Here is a 17,340-nt window from a genome sequence, read left to right as displayed (position 1 = left end):
GTGATCATGGTGCCGCCGGTGTAGGTATTGTTGGCGGTCAGGACGGTCGTGCCGCTGCCCAGTTGCGTGACCGAGCCGGTACCGCTGATGCCCCCCCCATGCGCATAGGTATTGCTGCGATTGAAAATCAGGCTGCCGTTGTTGGCGACGTTGCCGACAATGCCGCCGGCCGTGGATCCGCCCGCGCCCGAGCCCAGCTGCACGGTGCCGGCCGAGATCGTGGTGCCGCCGGTGTAGGTATTGTCAGCCGTCAGCACCGTGGCGCCGTTGCCCTGTTGCGTGACCGAGCCCATGCCGCTGACGGTGCCGCCGAAGACGTAGGTATTGTTGCGGTTGAACGCCAGCGCACCGTTGTTGGCCACGTTGCCCAGAATGCTGCCCGTCGCGCCGCCCGCGCCCAGTTGCAGTGTGCCAGCCGTGATCGTCGTGCCGCCGGCATAGCCATTGTCCGCCTGCAGCGTCAGCACGCCCGTGCCCAGCTTGGTCAGCGCGCCGCTACCACCGATGGCGCTGGTCACGCCAAGATCGGTGGCGCGGCCCACCACGTTGATGCCGCTATCCACGCCCAGCGTGATGGCGCGCGCCGTGCTGAAGCTCGCGGTCGCGGCGAGCGTGCCGCCGTCCAGCGACAGCGCGCCCGCCGCCGCGCCAAGATTGAGGTTCTGCGATACCTGCAGCGTGCCGCTCTTGACGGCGGTGCCGCCGGTGTAGGTATTGACGCCTGACAGCGTCAGCGTGCCCAGGTCGGTCTTGACCAGCCTGGCCGCGCCCGCCAGCGTGGCGGCGACATTGGCCGTGTAGCCGGCGCCGCCGGCAGAGCCGTCGCCGACGCGGACGTCCGCCTCGTTCGGTCCGCCGCCGGATACGGCCGAGCCCGCCAACGTCAACGCGTCCGTCGCGGCGTTGTTGACCAGGGCGTAGCCGTCCACGGCAAACTGCATGCCCTGGACCTGGAGGGCAGTGGAGCTGTCCACTCTCACGCTGCCGCCCTGTCCGGTGAATACGGCGAACGCATCCTGGCTCCAGGCCGCGTTGACCATGCCGGTGGTATTCGCCCAGTTGTCGCTGGTTCCCGCGCCGCCCGCCCTCCAGGTGCCGGAACCGCCATCGATCAGGCCGTTGTTCTTGGGCCCGGCATCGCCGTCCCAGTAGTTCAGCGTCAGCCCGTCGGCGTTGACCAGGTTGACCTGCTTATCCACCGAGGTCTGGATGAAATAATTGCCTGACACGGACATCGTGCCCAGCGTCAGCGAGCCGCTGCGCGTGCCGCCGTAGTTGAAGAGCCGATAGACGCCGGGACCGAAGGTGCCGCCGGTCGAGGTCGACACATTGAGCGTGCCGCCAAGCGCCAGATTGCCGCCCACGGTGGTCAGGTCGTTCAGCGTGCCACCCGCGACGCCGGCCTGGCCCAGCGCATACGACAGCAAGGATCCGCCCTGCAGGGTCAGGTCCCCATCGATCGTCAACGTGCCCGCCACCGCGCCGGCCCCGCCCGGGGCCAGCGTGCCGCCGGACTGGATCGTGACATTGCCGCCCAGCCTGCCCTTGCCGCCCAGCGTTGCGCCGCTGGCGACCGACGCCGCGCCCTTGCCGGTTTGCACGCCATTGACATACAGCGTGCCGGCTATCACCGTCGTGGGACCGGCGTAGCTATTGTCGCCGGTCAGGGTGGCGACGCCCGAGGCCATTTTGCTGACGCCGCCCGAACCGGATATCTGGTTGCCGAGGTTGAACGAGCCGCCGCGGTTCAGCAGCAGCGTGCCATTGTTGGTGACGGCCGATCCGCCTGGCAAGCTGCCGGACACGCCGCCATTGCCCAATTGCAGCGTGCCGGCGGCGATGAAGGTGCCGCCCGCCCAACTGTTGCCGTTATTGGTCAGCACGATGGTGCCCGCCCCGTCCTTGGTCAGGGCGCCGTCGCCGGAAACGACCTGGGTCAGCGTGCCGGTCACGCCGGCATTGGCGCTGAGCGTGCCCTTGCCGCCGGCCACGCTGACCCCTCGGCCGCTCGATAGGGTGAAACTCTTGTTGAACGCCAGCGCGCCGCCATTCAGTATCACGTTGCCGATACTGGCGCCCAAGGCGTTGTCTGCACCCACCGCGATAGTACCGTCCTGAATGTACGTCGCGCCCTCGTAGGTGTTGGCCCCGCTCAGCGTCAGGACGCCCCCGCCCATCTTGTCGACTTGGCCGATGCCGCTGATCGTGCCCGCATAGCTGCCGACATCGGGCTGGTTGAACAGCACCAGGCCGTTGTTGGTCAAGATGGGCGGCAGGCTTTGCGCTCGTGCTTCCAGTGTGGCGTCCGGATGGACCCTGATCGAGCCATTGAAGTTGCTGCTGTTGCCGGTCAAGGCCAGCGTTCCTTGCACGATCTGGGCCGTCAGCGCAGCGCCGCCGCTGTCGTTGTCGATGGCTCCGGTCAAAGTCCACTTGCCCTCTCCAATTTTAGTCAGCGACTGAAAATTGGTGATGGCGCCTGTCAAGGTATCGTTGGAGCTCGGCTCTCCGAGCAGAATCATGTTGTTGGTGCCGCCTCCGCCATTGATGCTGCCGCTGATGGTGGAACCGGCATACAGTCCAAGCGTATCGTCGCCGGCACCGAAGATCAGGCTACCGTGTACGCTGGCGCCAACGTCGTTGATGAAGACGACATCGCCACTGCCGCTGTTGCCGATGACGTTGCTGGTAATGCCATTGCCCGCCTCGATGACGCCCCCGTTGTGGATCGAATTGGGTGCAGTTGTCGTCTGGTCCTGGAACCAGATGGCGGGCGCGTTGCGGGCGGAGATCAGTCCCTTGTTCAGAATTGTGTTGCCGCCTCCCATGACATGGATGGCCACGCCCGTCGTATCGGTGCCCAGCGCCTGGACCTTCGCGTCTTTCGAAATCGTGAGAGTGCCGTCGCTGTTGAATTCGATCGTGTTGCCGCCAGCCGCCCATCCTCCGGTGACCTGAGGGTTCGCCAAGGCATTGTTGCTCACCACCGCGCCTTCCTCGAGCAGGATGATCGCGTTGTCCCCCAGGCTGATGGCATGCGTGTTGCCCACCGTCAGCTGGGCGCCGGGCCGCAGCGTCACGGACTGGTTGGCCGGGCTGCCGGCGCCCTGGCCGCCTATTCTCCCGGTCGACGGATTGGGCGCGCTGGTATCGCAGATGGTGGTGACGCCGGTAGTGACACAGGCGGCATGGGCAAGCGGACCGGGCAAGCCGCCGAACAAGGCCGCGCCGATCAGCACGCTCAGGCGTCGCGGCGCCATGACAAACGACTGCTTCCGTACTTGCATGCCAGCCTCCAGCCCGACGATGAACCGGGGAGGCAGGCGAATCGGCGCGCGCAGCGCGCCTACCCGGTGGCGAGTCGACGCTGCCGGATTCGCGAGAAATCTCCGCGGAACAATTCAGGGGGGAAATAGTTAATAAAAAACAAAATGCGATCTTTGATTAACTTTGGCATGCGACATGAACACCAATCAATAGAACGGAGACAGGAAAATAATATTCTTATTATTAATTCAATCATCTCAACAAAATTACTACTGAATAACCCGAAACTCGGATAGGAATACTTCTTCGAGCGCCCAGGCTTACGCCGTCGTTTGTCGGACGAAATCAGATTTTCCACCATAAAGTGCGATCAGGAATGGAAAAAAACCCCGCCCTTCCGAGGCCCTGCCACCGTCCCTGATGTCTCCACACGCAGGAATTTTCCTTGCGATTATTACCCTCACTCGAATATCACCTCCGGCAAATTATTCAGGATTATCAAAAAAACAGTCCAGCCAATAGGCAGTCCCGTAAATCCGCCCCGTGGCTCATTGACAATGATGGCAACGCCCATGCCCGGCCAATTCCGGCAGGCACGGGCAGCGCTGACACGCTCAGGTCGACGCGCCGCGAACCGCCCGCGCCATGCCGCCCACGGTCTGTGCCAGCGGGATCGATCCCGCCCAATGCTCCGCGGCAGGATCCGTATCCATGCCGATATGCCCGCTGTTCAGACCGCGCGTCATCTCGATGAATCCTGTCAGCGCCGCTGGTGAAAAGCCCGCCCCCGCCATCGCCCCGGCCCAGCCGGCCTGCGCCAGCACGTCGAGCCGCAACGGCTTGCCCAATTCGGCGGCCAACGCCGCGGCCACGTCTTCCGGCGAATAAGGCCGCGGCCCGGACACGGTGATGGCGCGCGCGCCGGTCCATTGCTGAGACAGGAACTCCGCGCCGGCCCGGCCCACGTCGGCCGCCGCCACCATCGGGATGCGCCGTCCGCCTGGGGACAGGAACGATGGCAGCGTGCCCGTGGCGACGGCCTGTCCAATCATCGGCGTCCAGTTCTCCATGAAATAGGCCGCCCGAACGAACGTCGCCGGGATCCCGCTGGCCAGCAGGCGCTGTTCAAGCATCCGGTTCATCCGTATCCAGCCGCTGCCGCTGGCAAGATCGGCGCCGACCGAAGACAACGCAACCAGCTTGGGCACGCGGGCGGTCACGGCGGCGCGCGCCACGGTCTGGGCGATCCGGTCGGCAAGTTCGAACAGATCGTCGCGCCCGTACTGCTGCGGGCTGACGACATAGGCGCCGCGCACGCCCGTTAAGGCACGCGTCATGGCATTCTCATCGGTCAGGTCGGCCTGAACGATCTCGGCGCCGCTCGCGGCCCAGGCCCCGCCGCTGGCGGGATCACGCAGCACCACGCGCACGGGCAAACCCGCGCGCAGCAGCGCGTCGGCCGCGGCGGCTCCGGTGCGGCCGGTGGCGCCGAACACGGCATAAGGCAGCGTATTGCTCATTCTTGAAACTCCAGGTCAGGGAAAGCCTGAAGCTTGCGGGCTGCGCTACCATGCGTCCATGGCATGAAGTGCATAATGGACATGCATTAAATGGATTTGAATTCCATCGACCTGAACCTGCTGAAGTTCCTCGACGCGCTGGCCCAGGAGCGCAGCGTCACGCGCGCCGGCCTGCGTCTCGGGCTGAGCCAGCCCGCCGCCAGCCGCGCCCTGGGCCGGCTGAGGGCCATGCTCGACGACCGCCTGGTGGCGCGCGGCCAGCACGGGCTGGAACTCACGCCCCGGGGCCAACAGCTGGCCGGCCCGGTCAGCCGCCTGCTGGAATCCGCCCGCGCCATCGTTTCGCCGCCGTCCTTCAATCCGGCCACGGCCTCGGGCCGCTACACCCTTGCCGCGCACGACCACCTGGCGCTGCTGATCGTGCCGGGATTGATGGCGCGGTTCGCGCGACTGGCGCCCGGACTGGACCTGGACATCGCCCAGCCCGCCGGCGACAACGTCCGCCGGGTCGCCGACGGCGCCGTGGACCTGGCCGTGGGCGTGTTCGACGCGCTGCCCGCCAGCCTGTACAGGCGTGCGCTGTACGAAGACCGGCTGGCCTGCGTGCTGCGCGCCGGTCATCCCGACGCCGCCGACCTGGACCTGGATGGCTACCTGGCGCTGCGCCACATCGTCGTCACCATCTCCGGCGTGGGCGCGAGCCCCGTGGACGCGGCCCTGTCGGCGCGCGGCCTGACACGGCGCGTGGCGCTGCGCGTGCCCCACTTCCTGGCCGCCGCCATGATGACGGCGGACAGCGACATGGCGCTGACGCTGCCCGGGCGACTGGCGCGGCGGCTGGCGGCCACGCTGGCGTTGCAAGTCGTGGACCTGCCCCTGCCCATGCCGCCGCTGTCACCGGCCATGATCTGGCACGAGCGCTTCCAGGACGATCCCGCCCATGCCTGGCTGCGCGGACAGATCGTAGAATCCGCGCAGGCGGCGGCCGGCGCTTGAAGCAAGGCGCCAGCCCGCCATCCTCATCCCGAACCTCGAACCCGCGCCGGACCCAAAGCCCGCACCTCCTTGCATGACACCCATCTCCCTGCTCGACTTCCTGCGCCTGGGCGCCTTCGGTCCCTGCACGCCCACGGTCCACTGCACGCCCGAGGACGTGTTCCTGGCGCTGGGCGCGCCGGAAGAGGCCTACGCCCCCGGCGACCTGGACCGCGCCTATGTCGCGGGCGACGCGCGCTGCTTCCCGCTGATCGTGGCCTATGGCGACGTGGAATTCCATTTCGCCGCGCCGACCGAGCTGACGACGCTGTTCGTGGACAGCTTCAGCGGCCGGCGCGGCGCGCCCGACGGCGGACCGCTGAAACTCGCCGATCCCGGCCCGCTGCGCGAGGGCACGTCGCTGGCGCAGTTCGAGGCGGCAGCGGCGGCGCTGGGCATCGGCATCCGCTCGATCCGGCCGTATTCGCCGCCTTATGCCTTCGTGGCGCTGACGGAGGGCGGCGTGGAAGTGGGATTCGAGCATGACGACCCGGACGCGCAGGGTTCGGAGCCCGTGTTGCGGTGGTTCTGCTGGACGCATCCCAAGCCCTAAAGAACGCGTCATTGCCGCCGTAGGTAACAGGTTGCGGCCCATCGCAACCATGCCTCCACAGCCGGAATGACACTCCCATGACACCGAATGATCTGTATGCGTTTCTGTCCGACAAGCGACTGGTAGACCTGATCGAGCGCGTCAAGATTTCCGACGACTTCCTGGACGTCGTCTCGCTGACCGAAACACAGCACTCCGACATGCTGGCCTGGTGCCTGCATCCCAATGAAGGCCACGGCCAGGGCGATGCGGTGATCAAGGATTTCCTGATCGCGGCCTACGAGGCCGGGCAGGAAACGAACAAGTTCGCCAACAAGATCTTCTTCGAAACGTGGACGCCAGGAAAAATCCGCACGTCAAGTTTCGGCTCTGCCTTCATCGCCCGGGAATTCAGCCTCACCACCGCTGACACGAGACGGGGCCGCCTGGACCTGTTCCTTATCGATCCCGGCAACAAGATCATCGTCACGATCGAAAACAAGGCCGGAGCCTCTCTGACCGAAACACAGCTCAGCGACTACTATGCGGCCGTGTCGCAGCAGATCAGCAATCGCCGGGTCTTCTCCGATTATCAGTTCGCCTATATCGTCGTCGACCGCGACCTCGCGGACTATCCCGAAGAGCATCTGAAATCGTTGGGCAACAAATGGGCCCTGCTCGACTACGGCTGGCTCGAAGCATCGGCCAACCGGGCCCGATTACATCTGGAGCGCAACAACGAAGCAGCCCAGTTGCTCATGGCGTATTGCCAGAAGCAGACTGGGTGGCAGAGTCCAAACGAAAAGCAGGTCAACGAGCTTGCCGCGGAACTTGCTTCCCAGCATGAAGCCGTCGTCGAAGCGATCCGCCTGCAGAGAAAGGTCCAGCCCACGGAGTGGACGCCAACGACGTTTGGGGACCAAACGGGCGAACTGCTGCTGTTCATCCAGCAGAACCGCCAGCTGTGCGACCACCTGGTCCAGTCCCGGGGCATCGCGTCCGTGCGGGTCGGACTGCGCAAGACCCTGCCGCAGGTCAAGCACGACGAGGTGGAATACAGCCGGACCTGGCTGCGCTTCGCCACGGCTGAGATGGAATCGCTCATGGCCGATGGATACTGGCCAATTTTCCTGAACGTGCGGCGCGATACTCAAAGTGACGAAGCCAACACGCGATTCACCATCAGGCTGATCTGGGTGACGGGCCAGTTCCACAAGGACAATTGCGACGTCGAAGCGCTGCGCCAGCACATGGCGAAGGTCTTTCCGGGCCTGGACAAGTTCGGAGGCAGCGAGTATCGGCGCCTGGTCCTGGCCAGCAAGCTCAACACGGCCGACGCCATCGGCAAGGCAAGGCAGTTCGCCGCCGAGATAGACAACGCCATCGCCGCCGCGCGCAAGAGCGGAATCATCCGGGGCTGACGAAGACGCCCGGACATGGAGACACGCCTGTGCCGCTGGCACAGGCGTCCCGCAGCTGCGGGCGTGTCGCAAAAGCTCGTAGCCTGACACCTTTGGCAATCCTTCCCGCCCCGGCGGGCGGCCGCGCCGACGTTACAATCCCCGGGCAGCTTTCCCCAACGCCTTACCCGCCTTCCCCCATGTCCAACCTCATCGTCCACGGCGGCACGCCCCTGCGCGGCCGCGTCGTTCCTTCCGCAAACAAGAACGCGGTCCTGCCCATCCTGTGCGCCACGCTGCTGACCGATCAGCCGCTGCGGCTGAACGGCGTGCCGGACATCACCGACGTGCGCAAGATCCTGGACATCTTCCGCGCCCTGGGCAGCCAGGTGAAGCTGGACGAAACCACCCGCGTGCTGGACCTGCACCATCGCGACACGCGCTTCGACGCCGCCGTGCACCGGCTGCCCGAGGAAATGCGCTCGTCCATCATGCTGGTGCCGCCGCTGCTGGCGCGCTTCGGCGTGGCGCGGCTGGAGGACAACGTCAAGGGCTGCACGCTGGGCGTGCGCGAGATCGATCCGCACGTGGACATCTTCCGCTCCTTCGGCGGCCAGGTGGAACGCGCCGACGGCTCGCTGCTGGTGCGCAGCAGCGGCCCGCTCCACCCCACCCATCACTGGCTGGACTATGCCTCGGTGACCACCACCGAGAACTTCGTGCTGTGCGCGGCCGCCGCGCAAGGCGAATCGACGCTGACCAACGCCGCGTCGGAACCGCACGTGCAGGAATTCTGCCGCTTCATGGCGATGATGGGCGCGGACATCGACGGCATCGGCACCTCGCGGCTGGCGGTGCGCGGCGGTGCGGCGCTCAAGGGCGGCGAATTCACGTTCGAGGAAGACTTCCACGAGATCACCACCTTCCTGGCGCTGGGCGCGATCACCGGCGGCGACGTGGTGGTGCGCAACAGCACGCCGGGCAATTTCCCGCTGCTCGATCGCACCTTCGCCAAGTTCGGCGTGCGCATCGAGCACAAGGACGGCTGGTCGCGCGCGCAGCGCGACGGCCCGCTGAAGGTGCAGACGCCCTTCACCAGCAACGTGCTGACCAAGGTCGAGGCCGCGCCCTGGCCGTATTTCCCGGTGGACCTGTTGCCCATCTTCATCGCGCTGGGCGTGTGCGCCGAGGGCAACGCGATGTTCTGGAACAAGGTCTATGACGGCGCGCTGGGCTGGACCGGCGAGCTGTCCAAGTTCGGCGCCCACGTGTTCTCGTCGGATCCGCACCGCGTGGTCACCTTCGGCGGCAATGCGCTGACGCCTGCCGTGGTCGAGAGCCCCTACATCATCCGCGTGGCCATCGCGCTGTTCATGGTGGCCAGCAGCATCAAGGGCCGCTCCGAGATCCGCAACGCCACCCCGATCCGCCGCGCCCATCCGCGCTTCGTCGAGAACCTGCGCAGCCTGGGCGTGCAGGTGGAGTGGGCCAACGAGGAATGACGACGGCGTGGCCGGCGCAAGCGCCGGTCCCTGCCGTCCGCCGACCGGCCGCTATTCCTTGGCCGTGTTGCGGTCCACGCTGTCGTTCACCCAGCCCTTGGCCTTGCCGGTCAGGGTGTCGCGCTTTTCCTTGGCCTTTTCATACAGCCAGCGCTCGATGTCGGAACCATCCTCGCTTTCCGTCAGGATCGCGGTGGCCGTGGTGCCCACCAGGTCCGGCGCGTAGGCATAGGCATTACCCTTGCCGTAAGGCACGCGCAGCTTCATCTGCCCCGGCGCCGGGATCGGCGCCACCGCGCCGGCCTTCTCGGCCAGCTCGGATTCGGGAATGAAGTCGCCGGCCCGGGCCATGCCCAGGTCGAAGGTCTTGGCCAGCAGCGCCGCGCTGGTCCACTTCTGGTTTTCAAACGCCTTGGCGCTCAGGTCCACGCTGACGGTCAGGCGCTTCTTGTCGCCAGGATTGCGAAGCGCGCCCGACTGGCCGTAGAAGACGCGCACCGGCTTGACCTCGAACTCGATGGGCACCTCCATCGGTTCAGGCAGGACCACCGCCTTGCCCGCGCGGTCCAGCAGCGGCTTGCCGGTTTCGTCCTGCAAGGCCTGCGCCGGCACGGTCAGCGTCAGGTAGCGGATCTTCAGCTCGGCATAGAAGGTCGGCGCGCGCTGCAAGGCGTAGCCCGCCTTCGCGATGGCCAGCGCGCCGTTGATCTTCTCCTTGTTGATGTCCCAGACTTCCCGCAGCTCGGGGCTCAGCGCCGGCTCCGCGTCCGCCTCGCGCACGAGCACCAGACACTTGAGCGGCATCCGGTAGAACTCGCCCTGCTGGCCGGCGGACGGTTTTTCCAGCGCGTAGAAATTGCCCGTCGCCTGGAATGTGGTCGACGCGGTGAGCTGGCGCTGGCGCTCGCTCATGACCTTGAGGAAATAGTCGTAGCCCGCATCGATCGCGCTGGCCGCCGCGCTCTTGATCAAGGGCGCCAGCAGGACCGGCAACAGGATCGATTCCTTGCCGATCGCCGGATCCAGCGGGCAGCTATCCAGCAGGAAGGCGCGCGCCGCGCCCGGCGCCCTGGGCGGCGCGGACGCATCCCCGCCGTCCTTGGCCGCCGGCCCCGCGCAACCCGCAAGCATCCCCAGCGCCAGGACCAGCCCCGCGCCACGCCTCACCGTCTTGTCCATCTTCCCTCTCCCATGCGCGTTGATTCGCGTTGTCTTCATTTTTCAAACAGCTTGCCCACCGGAAATTCCGCCAGGTTGACCGCGGCCTGGCTCCACAGGAACGCGGTCTTCTTGTCCGCCACGCCCTGGCAGGCGCTTTCGGCGCTGCCCGCGCCCGTGTGGATGCCGAGCAGGTAGGCGCGCACGCCGCCCGCCTCTTCCTGGAATTTCAATACCGGCGCGCCGCTGACGCCCGGCCCCGTCTGGCAGCTGTGCGCATAGCAGCTGGCGTTCTTGAAGCGCACCATCATGCAGCCGCCCGAGTTGTCGTAGCGCACATCGTCTCCGCCGCCCTGCGCGATGCGCTTGGCGATGTTGCCCGCCAGTTCGCCATGGAAGCCAGGCACGACCAGATCGGTGACCGCGTCGCCGCCATCGGGCAGCGCGGCCGCCACCTGCGCGTTCGCGGTGTTGCCCAGGTCCGCGGGCGCGGCGAGCCGGATGAAGGCGATGTCCGCGCGCCCGTCGTAGTCGGCGGCGGAACGCGCGGACAGGGAGGCGCCATCCACGTCCAGCACGTCGCTGGCCTGGGCGAAGACGCCGGGTCGGCTCACGGAATAGGCTCGGACCACCGATGGCGCCACGCCGGTCATGCGCCGGCCGGCGGCATCCTGCGGAAAGAAGCAATGCCGGGCCGTGACGATGAGATCCGCGCGCAGGGCCAGGCCCGTGCAGGGCAGGACCAGGCCGGCATCGGCATAGGGCGCGATGCCGATGACGAACAGCCGCCGCTCCATCCATTCCCGCTGTCCCGCGGGCAGGTCGCGCAGCCCGGCCGAACAGGCGATGTAGCGTTGCGTCAGCTCGGGGCTGACCTGCTGGAAGCCGTCCTGATCGCGGCGGATGCTGGCCGCCATCTCGCCGATCGTGCCGCCGCAGCGCTTCGTATAGTCGTCGAAGCGCTGCTTCGCGTCGGGAGCGGCCTTGCCGGGCGCGGCGCCGGATCCGGTCTTCCGGTTCTTGACGCACCAGGGCAGCAGGAAGGACTTCGCCGTCTTCAGCAGCACATCGCCGGGCTTGGCCCCGTCCTCGCAAGGCACCATGTCGGCCGCCAGCGGCCCGAGCTGCGCGACGATCTTGCCGATCGCGCCGTTCACGCCCATGTTCCAGTCGATGCCGGTCGGCACGCGGCCGTAGGCGGCGGGCGACAAGGCCGAAGCCGGGGCGGCCGGAGCGGCGGGCAATGCCGGCGCCGCGCCGGGCGCCCGTCCGCGCAGATCGATCTCGCGCAGCTGGCCGCTGCCCTTGTCCAGGCGCACCAGCGTCGCGTCGCGGCCCGCCAGGCCGCCCGCCATGCCCGCCTGGATATCGCGGCTGGCCGGGCCGGCAGGCTGCGCGCATGCCGGCTCGCTGACGATGCCGCTCACGGCCAGCAGGACCAGGCCGGGCAGGCCCGTGATGGACCAGGCCCGGCCGCGCTCGCGGCGGGCGGCCCTGGGCCGCTCTGGGGAAAATGCCGGCATGCCTTTGGAGGCGGGTATGCGCTTCATGGGCCTAACTCCTGAATCACGTCATTGGTCGAGATCCGAAGCCTTCTGTGGGAACAGGCGAGGCAGGCACAGCAATTGGCGTCTTTATACCCAGAGCATGTTGCAAAAGTCTATTCGGGAGTTCATATCCCCTGCCCTGGCGCGCCTTGCGCGCGCAACATTGGTTCCTCTCTTCGTTCCTAGCCTGGTTCCCCGCCGCCCATGTCCTTTCGCATCGCCCAGGAAGATCCCGCGCAGCCCGCCGTCGCCGCCATGCTGCGCAACGGCGAGGCCGAGTCCGACCGCCTCTACCCGCCGAAAAGCAATCACCACCTGCCGCTGGAGGCGCTGCGCGATCCGGCCGTGCTGTTCCACGTCGCGCGCGACGCCGACGGGCAGGCGGTCGGTACCGGCGCCATCGTGCTGCATGGCGACTGGGCCGAGGTCAAGCGCATGTGGGTGGAGCCGCCGGCGCGCGGCATGGGATTGTCGCGCCTGATGCTGCAGGGGCTGGAAACGCGGGCCCGCGAATCGGGCGTGCGCTGGCTGCGGCTGGAAACCGGCGTGGAAAGCCACGCGGCGCTGGGTTTGTACCGCAAGGCGGGTTACGCAGAACGCGAGCCGTACGCGGATTACCGGCCGGATCCGCTGAGCGTGTTCATGGAAAAGGAATTGCGCGCTGCACCCGCGCAGGCATAGCGCAACGCGGACCTAGCCGTCCGCGCCGAAATGCCACGCATCGGGAAACTCCGTGTCTTGCCGGGTGCTTTGCCGCATGGTCGAACCGCATTCGACACACAGCCATATCGTTCCCATTTTCTGACGCCCATAACCCGCACCCCGGTGCACGGTTGCCCGATGCACCAGGCTCGGGTGCGGCGCCGTTGAAGCAGGTTGCCCACTCAGTAGCAGGCATTGCTGGCAAGCATTCATCTGGCCTCCGGATAAGCGCGTCATTCGTCGATGCACAGGGACAAGACAAGCAGCAGCACGCTGACGCCGCTCCCGCACAACGCCACCACGATCTCGTAAGGCGACGGCACGAACACAACCAGCCATGCCGTCGCAATCGAGGTGGCGATGCAGCCCACAAGTGCAATCGCCTCCATGACATCTCCCGCTTGGGTAAGGAATGAGAATGGATGTTCTCGGTACCCTATCCGGGATCGCGGCTTGCGGCCTGTGAAATACCGGCGATCTGCTTTGTAGTAGCGAATCCTGGCCGCGTATTGCCGGGGCCGGGAAAAACCGGCCTGCCGTACCGGATTTCCAAACGGCCGCCATACATATATCCAACCCACGTCAAAAGTCAAAGGAAGCGGACCAAGCTCCAGCGTCGCACTCTGTTGTCCTCAATACATTGAATGCTCGCGCCCTGAAACAACCCTGCAGGCACCCGGACGATCAATCCACTCGTCCTGGCAAGGCGCGCTTTCCAACGACACAGACAAGAAAGGAATCTCATGATGCGACATCTGATCTCCCTGTTGGGAGCCTTGATTTTTTTTGTTCCCCCGACGATTGCTACCGCGAAAGCGCCTGAATCGGCGAAGGCCGCCATTGCCGCTTCGCATCACACAGGACGAGACATGTGGGAGCTCTACGCCGATACCGTCCAGGACTGCGGCGGCTCAGGACGGCCTGCCTTTCTGTGCTCGGGCATCATGATCCGGGTCGCCACGCCGGGATCGACCTGGAATGTCTGGGATCTATCCCCCGATGACAGGCGTTCAAATGGTGTCTCGTTTTCTTATATCCGGCGAGATTCAAAATTCTCCGATCTGGGAGAAAGCGGATACACGGTATTCCCCTTGTTCGGCCAGTATGCCTCTCCGACCAAGAAGCACACCATGCAGGTCCTCTGCGCATTTCCGCGGGATGCCTGGAGCAACTGGCGCGGGCTTTCCGGCTGTGGCGCCTCGCAGCGCTTCCCAAATGAAAGCGGAATGTGCCAGGAACAAGGCATCCACACCGCGCAACAATGGATTGCGCACTACAGGAATGCCCCCTCGCAGCCCTGGTTCTATCAATGCGCCTTTGATGAACGCATGCATTCCAACGAGCAGACTGCTTACTCGTTCCAGCAGGCGCTATACGCGCAGCAGTTGATGGGAACGGACTTCTTCAATGAGAGGAACGAACTTCGAATCAGCATCGACAATTGGCCCGCCAATCCCGCCGATCTGCCCATTCAGTCGTTTTTCTATCGCATCGACTCCAGAAATCCGGGGCTGGGATTGATGAATTCGCAAACCAGCCAGCGAAACTACTACCAGCAGACGGGCTTGTTTGTGCCCATCATTCGGATCACCGTTCCGACTGATCCGACTCAAGACTTCGAATTCAACTTTATAGCGACGGATCAAGTCGTAACGCCCCCGCGCGCTCCGGCCAAGTAGGGCCAGAAACCAGGCCCTGTCCGCGCGTCAACACTTGCGACATATCGCCCAGCCATTTGTGCTGGGCGATATATATTCCGGCCGAAAAATCCCATTCGCAGCCGCCATGGCTGCCTCTCCCACCGTTATGGCCTGCCACGGCGACGCCCGCAATCGCGTTTCCGGGACAGAAACCCATGGAAATCAAGGCCCTGAACGACAAGAGGGCGCTACTTTCACATCCACCTATAATTGCTCCCGGATTATGGGAGCACCATTGTTCAATGATTATTCTAAATACAAGCAACGCCAGCAATCTTTGGAAGAAAATACACACTTCCGTCCGCGAGCATCGATTCGAATGCTGGGAGTACCTGCCCAGCGGCCAACTGGCCCTCTTCAAGTGGCCAACCCGGCACACCAAGCTGCTGATGTTTCCCAGCATCAACAACCGGCAGAACAGGCTCGTCCTGCTGGACCAGAATGGCAGCATCCCCTGTTCGAGCGACTGCCTGATGCGCCACCAGGAGGATTTTCTGGATCGGCTATCGCAACAATTTGCCGACATTATCGAGTCCACGGAAATCGTGGACACGACAGCCATTTTTCACAGCGCCTGACTGGCCGATTTCCGGAAAAAAATGGATATTTGCCCGGTGTAAACTCCCGATCGCCCAATTTTGGGCTCAATGAACCACCGCGTCCCGCAACCGGGACGCGACGAACCCGATGACACATACGCAGAATCTTGAATTTCCGAAACGCCAGATAAAAGTGCTCCGTACGGGCGCGCCGTCAATTCTTCTAAGCTACGTACTGGCCGCGATGCTGGCGGCCGGCGCCTTCCTCTTCATCTGGCTGCAGGGGCCCGGCATATGGCGGGACTGGCAGATCCAGAATGATCCAGTCGTTGTCGAAAACGCGACGATGCGCAATGCCATCTGCAAGGTCCGCAAGGGGATTTTCTACAACTGCACCGCCGATGTCGGCTATGCCGTGGAAAAGCGCCGCTATCAGCACACCCTGGATCTCTCGTTCGTGACCTTCCATTCGGGCGACTTCAGTGCCGAAGTCGTCCGGTCGGCTTCCAATCCCGAGTTGGCCACGCTGGATATCGGCCTGGACATGCTCTGGAACCGGATTGCGGTCATGGTGCTTTTCTCGGGCTTGCTGCTCGGAGCGGGTGTCGTGCTTCTGCTGACCGGCAGGAAAAACAGCGCGACCAGGACCTTGCAAGGCAAGCTGGTTATGCTTTCCGGGATCAAGGCGACGATCAAGAACGAAAGAAAGGTTTTCGGCAAGACGATCATCAACTTCTCCTGCCATATCGATGGCAAGGAGCGCGACTTCGCGAGTGCATTCCAGAAGGGTGAGGAGCCGTTCTATCTGGACCGTGAAGAACATGAAGCGCTTGCCGCGCTGCCTGCTGATGGTAGTGTGCCTTTCTTGCTGGATGGGGGGGTGCTGCGGCTGGAGTTGACGGAAGAGGAACGTAGCAGCCTGCGGACCAGGGCGACATAGCGCTCTACTCGGAGGCCGGGTGACGGTAGAAAGAACGATAAAACCCCGCCACCCGCTTCGATATCTCCTCTGTGAGAGCGTCGCGGCCAAGCAGCGGCATGCTCTCGTTGAGGGATTGCTTTGCTAAGAAGTCGAGACTCACAGACAGCTAGATTGTCGAAGCTATCAAGCGCATTGAAGCCTGCCTTGCGGTGGCCCTGACCTGTGCTTTCCATATTTCCGCAATGCCCGAGATTTCGACTGGAATCACAAGAGTATGTCCCGGGTCTGCCGCCAACTCGAGTTGAACCGACGAATCGAGCTGCGCAAACGGCTAGTCCGGAAAGCAAGTACCCGCGCCTTTGACGGCACACATCGACGTGAACCAGGCGTGGGCGAGATGGACCTCATGCATGACCAAGCTCGCCAATGGGCATGGCATCCGAATGCTAAACGTGATCGATGACTTCAACCGAGGAGCATTGGGCAGGGGGGGTCAACTTCTTGCTCCCATCTGAGCGCGTGATTCGTACCCATAAGAGAATCATCGGTTGGCGTCAAAGACCAGTGGCCATTCGCTGCGATAACGGTCTGGAATAGCAAAACTCAATCGTTGTCGAATCCTGGGGGATTTACTCCAAGACACGATCGGCCATGGCCGCATGGCATTTCTGCTCCTGGCAATCGTTAAAAATTGGAGCTCACCTTGTGCCGAACCACGAACGAACTGCATCGGCCATGCGTGGGCACAATAGCCGCGAGCAAACTGAAGCTGCATCTCTCGTCACAAGAAAAATATACGAGAATTGAAAATCCCTCTTCAATCGACGCACATCAGCGCACATAAACAATAAGAAAAATCCCAAACTCACATCCAACCGAACTTCAGCAAGAGCAACATATATCCACCCATTCACGACAACGCAAAGTACAAAAAATCCCACAAACCTCACACATCGGAGGCCCCCCCCTAATAATCAAACCTTCCAACCAATACCAATCAATCATCAGCCTTCTAGGAATAAATATGCAAGACAATGGTAATTCCAAGGATCTCTACGCTGTCATCACCTTCGGCCCCGTAGCAGGCGGGAATGATACTTTTTACTTTCTAGCCGCAGATACCTCCAACCCCCCGATTGGCAGCCTGGGCTATCCTGTAAGGGTTTTCGAAAACCTCCCGCCCGACGGCATGACATGGATATGGAAGGTCGAACACCAGCAATTCGATGACAATACCTTTACCTTGGTCGGATCTAAATATGAGGGGCTAGGAATGTATATCACTCCAGATTCCCAGGTATATCTCCGTCAGCTTCCCCCTTCGGACCGAATCTTGATCCTGCACAGCTTCACTCCGACGGATAAACATCATTACACAGGAACTGTAACTGTAAAATCACGAACCAAGAAACTATACGTACTGCCTGGCGGAACTCTAACCGCTCAATCCCTTAATTACATCGATCCGGATGGTCTTGGCACGGATCAAGCAACCATCCTCTTCTATCACATCTAG

At 63.7% G+C, this 17,340-nt stretch carries 14 protein-coding genes; 9 read left to right on the top strand and 5 right to left on the bottom strand.

Annotated features, from left to right (window positions below):
• Both AC6LJ9_RS23020 and AC6LJ9_RS23015 read right to left on the bottom strand, forming a co-directional pair.
• A partial coding sequence (locus tag AC6LJ9_RS23020) for a beta strand repeat-containing protein (RefSeq protein WP_498149354.1) occupies nt 1-3,287 on the bottom strand: 3,287 nt, incomplete at its 3' end.
• A 594-nt stretch (nt 3,288-3,881) separates the two neighbouring features.
• A complete protein-coding gene (locus tag AC6LJ9_RS23015) occupies nt 3,882-4,763 on the bottom strand; it encodes an NmrA family NAD(P)-binding protein (protein ID WP_498149353.1) in 882 nt (293 codons plus the stop codon).
• Nucleotides 4,764-4,877: 114 nt separating this feature from the next.
• Here AC6LJ9_RS23015 and AC6LJ9_RS23010 point away from each other — a divergent pair, with 114 nt between their 5' ends.
• From AC6LJ9_RS23010 to AC6LJ9_RS22995, 4 genes are all read left to right on the top strand, one after another.
• Complete coding sequence (locus tag AC6LJ9_RS23010; RefSeq protein WP_498149352.1) at nt 4,878-5,783, top strand: LysR family transcriptional regulator; 906 nt, start codon at nt 4,878-4,880, stop codon at nt 5,781-5,783.
• A 73-nt stretch (nt 5,784-5,856) separates the two neighbouring features.
• Entirely contained in the window at nt 5,857-6,375 is a 519-nt protein-coding gene (locus AC6LJ9_RS23005) for a hypothetical protein (protein WP_498149351.1), read from the top strand.
• 77 nt (nt 6,376-6,452) lie between these two features.
• A complete protein-coding gene (locus tag AC6LJ9_RS23000) occupies nt 6,453-7,775 on the top strand; it encodes a PDDEXK-like family protein (protein WP_498149350.1) in 1,323 nt (440 codons plus the stop codon).
• 179 nt (nt 7,776-7,954) lie between these two features.
• On the top strand, nt 7,955-9,256 hold the full coding sequence (locus tag AC6LJ9_RS22995) for a UDP-N-acetylglucosamine 1-carboxyvinyltransferase (RefSeq protein ID WP_498149349.1): 1,302 nt from the start codon (nt 7,955-7,957) through the stop codon (nt 9,254-9,256).
• A gap of 51 nt (nt 9,257-9,307) precedes the next feature.
• Here AC6LJ9_RS22995 and AC6LJ9_RS22990 read toward each other — a convergent pair whose 3' ends face one another.
• Together AC6LJ9_RS22990 and AC6LJ9_RS22985 are read right to left on the bottom strand one after the other, a co-directional pair.
• Nucleotides 9,308-10,435, bottom strand: a complete 1,128-nt coding sequence (locus AC6LJ9_RS22990; protein ID WP_498149348.1) for a hypothetical protein — start codon at nt 10,433-10,435, stop codon at nt 9,308-9,310.
• 35 nt (nt 10,436-10,470) lie between these two features.
• Entirely contained in the window at nt 10,471-11,964 is a 1,494-nt protein-coding gene (locus AC6LJ9_RS22985; RefSeq protein WP_498149347.1) for a trypsin-like serine peptidase, read from the bottom strand.
• Between the two features lie 201 nt (nt 11,965-12,165).
• Here AC6LJ9_RS22985 and AC6LJ9_RS22980 point away from each other — a divergent pair, with 201 nt between their 5' ends.
• Nucleotides 12,166-12,642 carry a GNAT family N-acetyltransferase gene (locus tag AC6LJ9_RS22980; RefSeq protein ID WP_498149346.1) on the top strand — a complete coding sequence of 159 codons (477 nt, stop codon included), beginning with the start codon at nt 12,166-12,168 and terminating at the stop codon, nt 12,640-12,642.
• 254 nt (nt 12,643-12,896) lie between these two features.
• Here AC6LJ9_RS22980 and AC6LJ9_RS22975 read toward each other — a convergent pair whose 3' ends face one another.
• Nucleotides 12,897-13,052 (bottom strand): hypothetical protein, encoded by a 156-nt coding sequence (locus AC6LJ9_RS22975; RefSeq protein WP_498149345.1) that lies wholly within the window; start codon nt 13,050-13,052, stop codon nt 12,897-12,899.
• Between the two features lie 354 nt (nt 13,053-13,406).
• Here AC6LJ9_RS22975 and AC6LJ9_RS22970 point away from each other — a divergent pair, with 354 nt between their 5' ends.
• From AC6LJ9_RS22970 to AC6LJ9_RS22955, 4 genes are all read left to right on the top strand, one after another.
• Nucleotides 13,407-14,342 (top strand): hypothetical protein, encoded by a 936-nt coding sequence (locus AC6LJ9_RS22970; protein ID WP_498149344.1) that lies wholly within the window; start codon nt 13,407-13,409, stop codon nt 14,340-14,342.
• Between the two features lie 176 nt (nt 14,343-14,518).
• A complete protein-coding gene (locus AC6LJ9_RS22965; RefSeq protein WP_498149343.1) occupies nt 14,519-14,941 on the top strand; it encodes a hypothetical protein in 423 nt (140 codons plus the stop codon).
• A 109-nt stretch (nt 14,942-15,050) separates the two neighbouring features.
• Complete coding sequence (locus tag AC6LJ9_RS22960; RefSeq protein WP_498149342.1) at nt 15,051-15,842, top strand: hypothetical protein; 792 nt, start codon at nt 15,051-15,053, stop codon at nt 15,840-15,842.
• A gap of 1,006 nt (nt 15,843-16,848) precedes the next feature.
• The gene (locus AC6LJ9_RS22955; protein WP_498149341.1) at nt 16,849-17,340 is read left to right on the top strand and encodes a hypothetical protein; all 492 of its coding nucleotides are present in this window, start codon (nt 16,849-16,851) and stop codon (nt 17,338-17,340) included.

The sequence above is a fragment of the Achromobacter sp. 1011811831 genome (assembly GCF_059760905.1).
Note: the sequence above shows the minus strand (reverse complement) of the source record. Positions and strands in the feature narration are given on the sequence as shown.

Excerpts from the sequence above, each read along its gene's own strand:
- AC6LJ9_RS23010 (WP_498149352.1), top strand. The coding sequence starts at position 4,878 with ATGGATTTGAATTCCATCGACCTGAACCTGCTGAAGTTCCTCGACGCG.
- AC6LJ9_RS23005 (WP_498149351.1), top strand. The coding sequence starts at position 5,857 with ATGACACCCATCTCCCTGCTCGACTTCCTGCGCCTGGGCGCCTTCGGT.
- AC6LJ9_RS23000 (WP_498149350.1), top strand. The coding sequence starts at position 6,453 with ATGACACCGAATGATCTGTATGCGTTTCTGTCCGACAAGCGACTGGTA.
- AC6LJ9_RS22995 (WP_498149349.1), top strand. The coding sequence starts at position 7,955 with ATGTCCAACCTCATCGTCCACGGCGGCACGCCCCTGCGCGGCCGCGTC.
- AC6LJ9_RS22990 (WP_498149348.1), bottom strand. The coding sequence starts at position 10,435 with ATGGACAAGACGGTGAGGCGTGGCGCGGGGCTGGTCCTGGCGCTGGGG.
- AC6LJ9_RS22985 (WP_498149347.1), bottom strand. The coding sequence starts at position 11,964 with ATGAAGCGCATACCCGCCTCCAAAGGCATGCCGGCATTTTCCCCAGAG.
- AC6LJ9_RS22980 (WP_498149346.1), top strand. The coding sequence starts at position 12,166 with ATGTCCTTTCGCATCGCCCAGGAAGATCCCGCGCAGCCCGCCGTCGCC.
- AC6LJ9_RS22975 (WP_498149345.1), bottom strand. The coding sequence starts at position 13,052 with ATGGAGGCGATTGCACTTGTGGGCTGCATCGCCACCTCGATTGCGACG.
- AC6LJ9_RS22970 (WP_498149344.1), top strand. The coding sequence starts at position 13,407 with ATGATGCGACATCTGATCTCCCTGTTGGGAGCCTTGATTTTTTTTGTT.
- AC6LJ9_RS22965 (WP_498149343.1), top strand. The coding sequence starts at position 14,519 with ATGGAAATCAAGGCCCTGAACGACAAGAGGGCGCTACTTTCACATCCA.
- AC6LJ9_RS22960 (WP_498149342.1), top strand. The coding sequence starts at position 15,051 with ATGACACATACGCAGAATCTTGAATTTCCGAAACGCCAGATAAAAGTG.
- AC6LJ9_RS22955 (WP_498149341.1), top strand. The coding sequence starts at position 16,849 with ATGCAAGACAATGGTAATTCCAAGGATCTCTACGCTGTCATCACCTTC.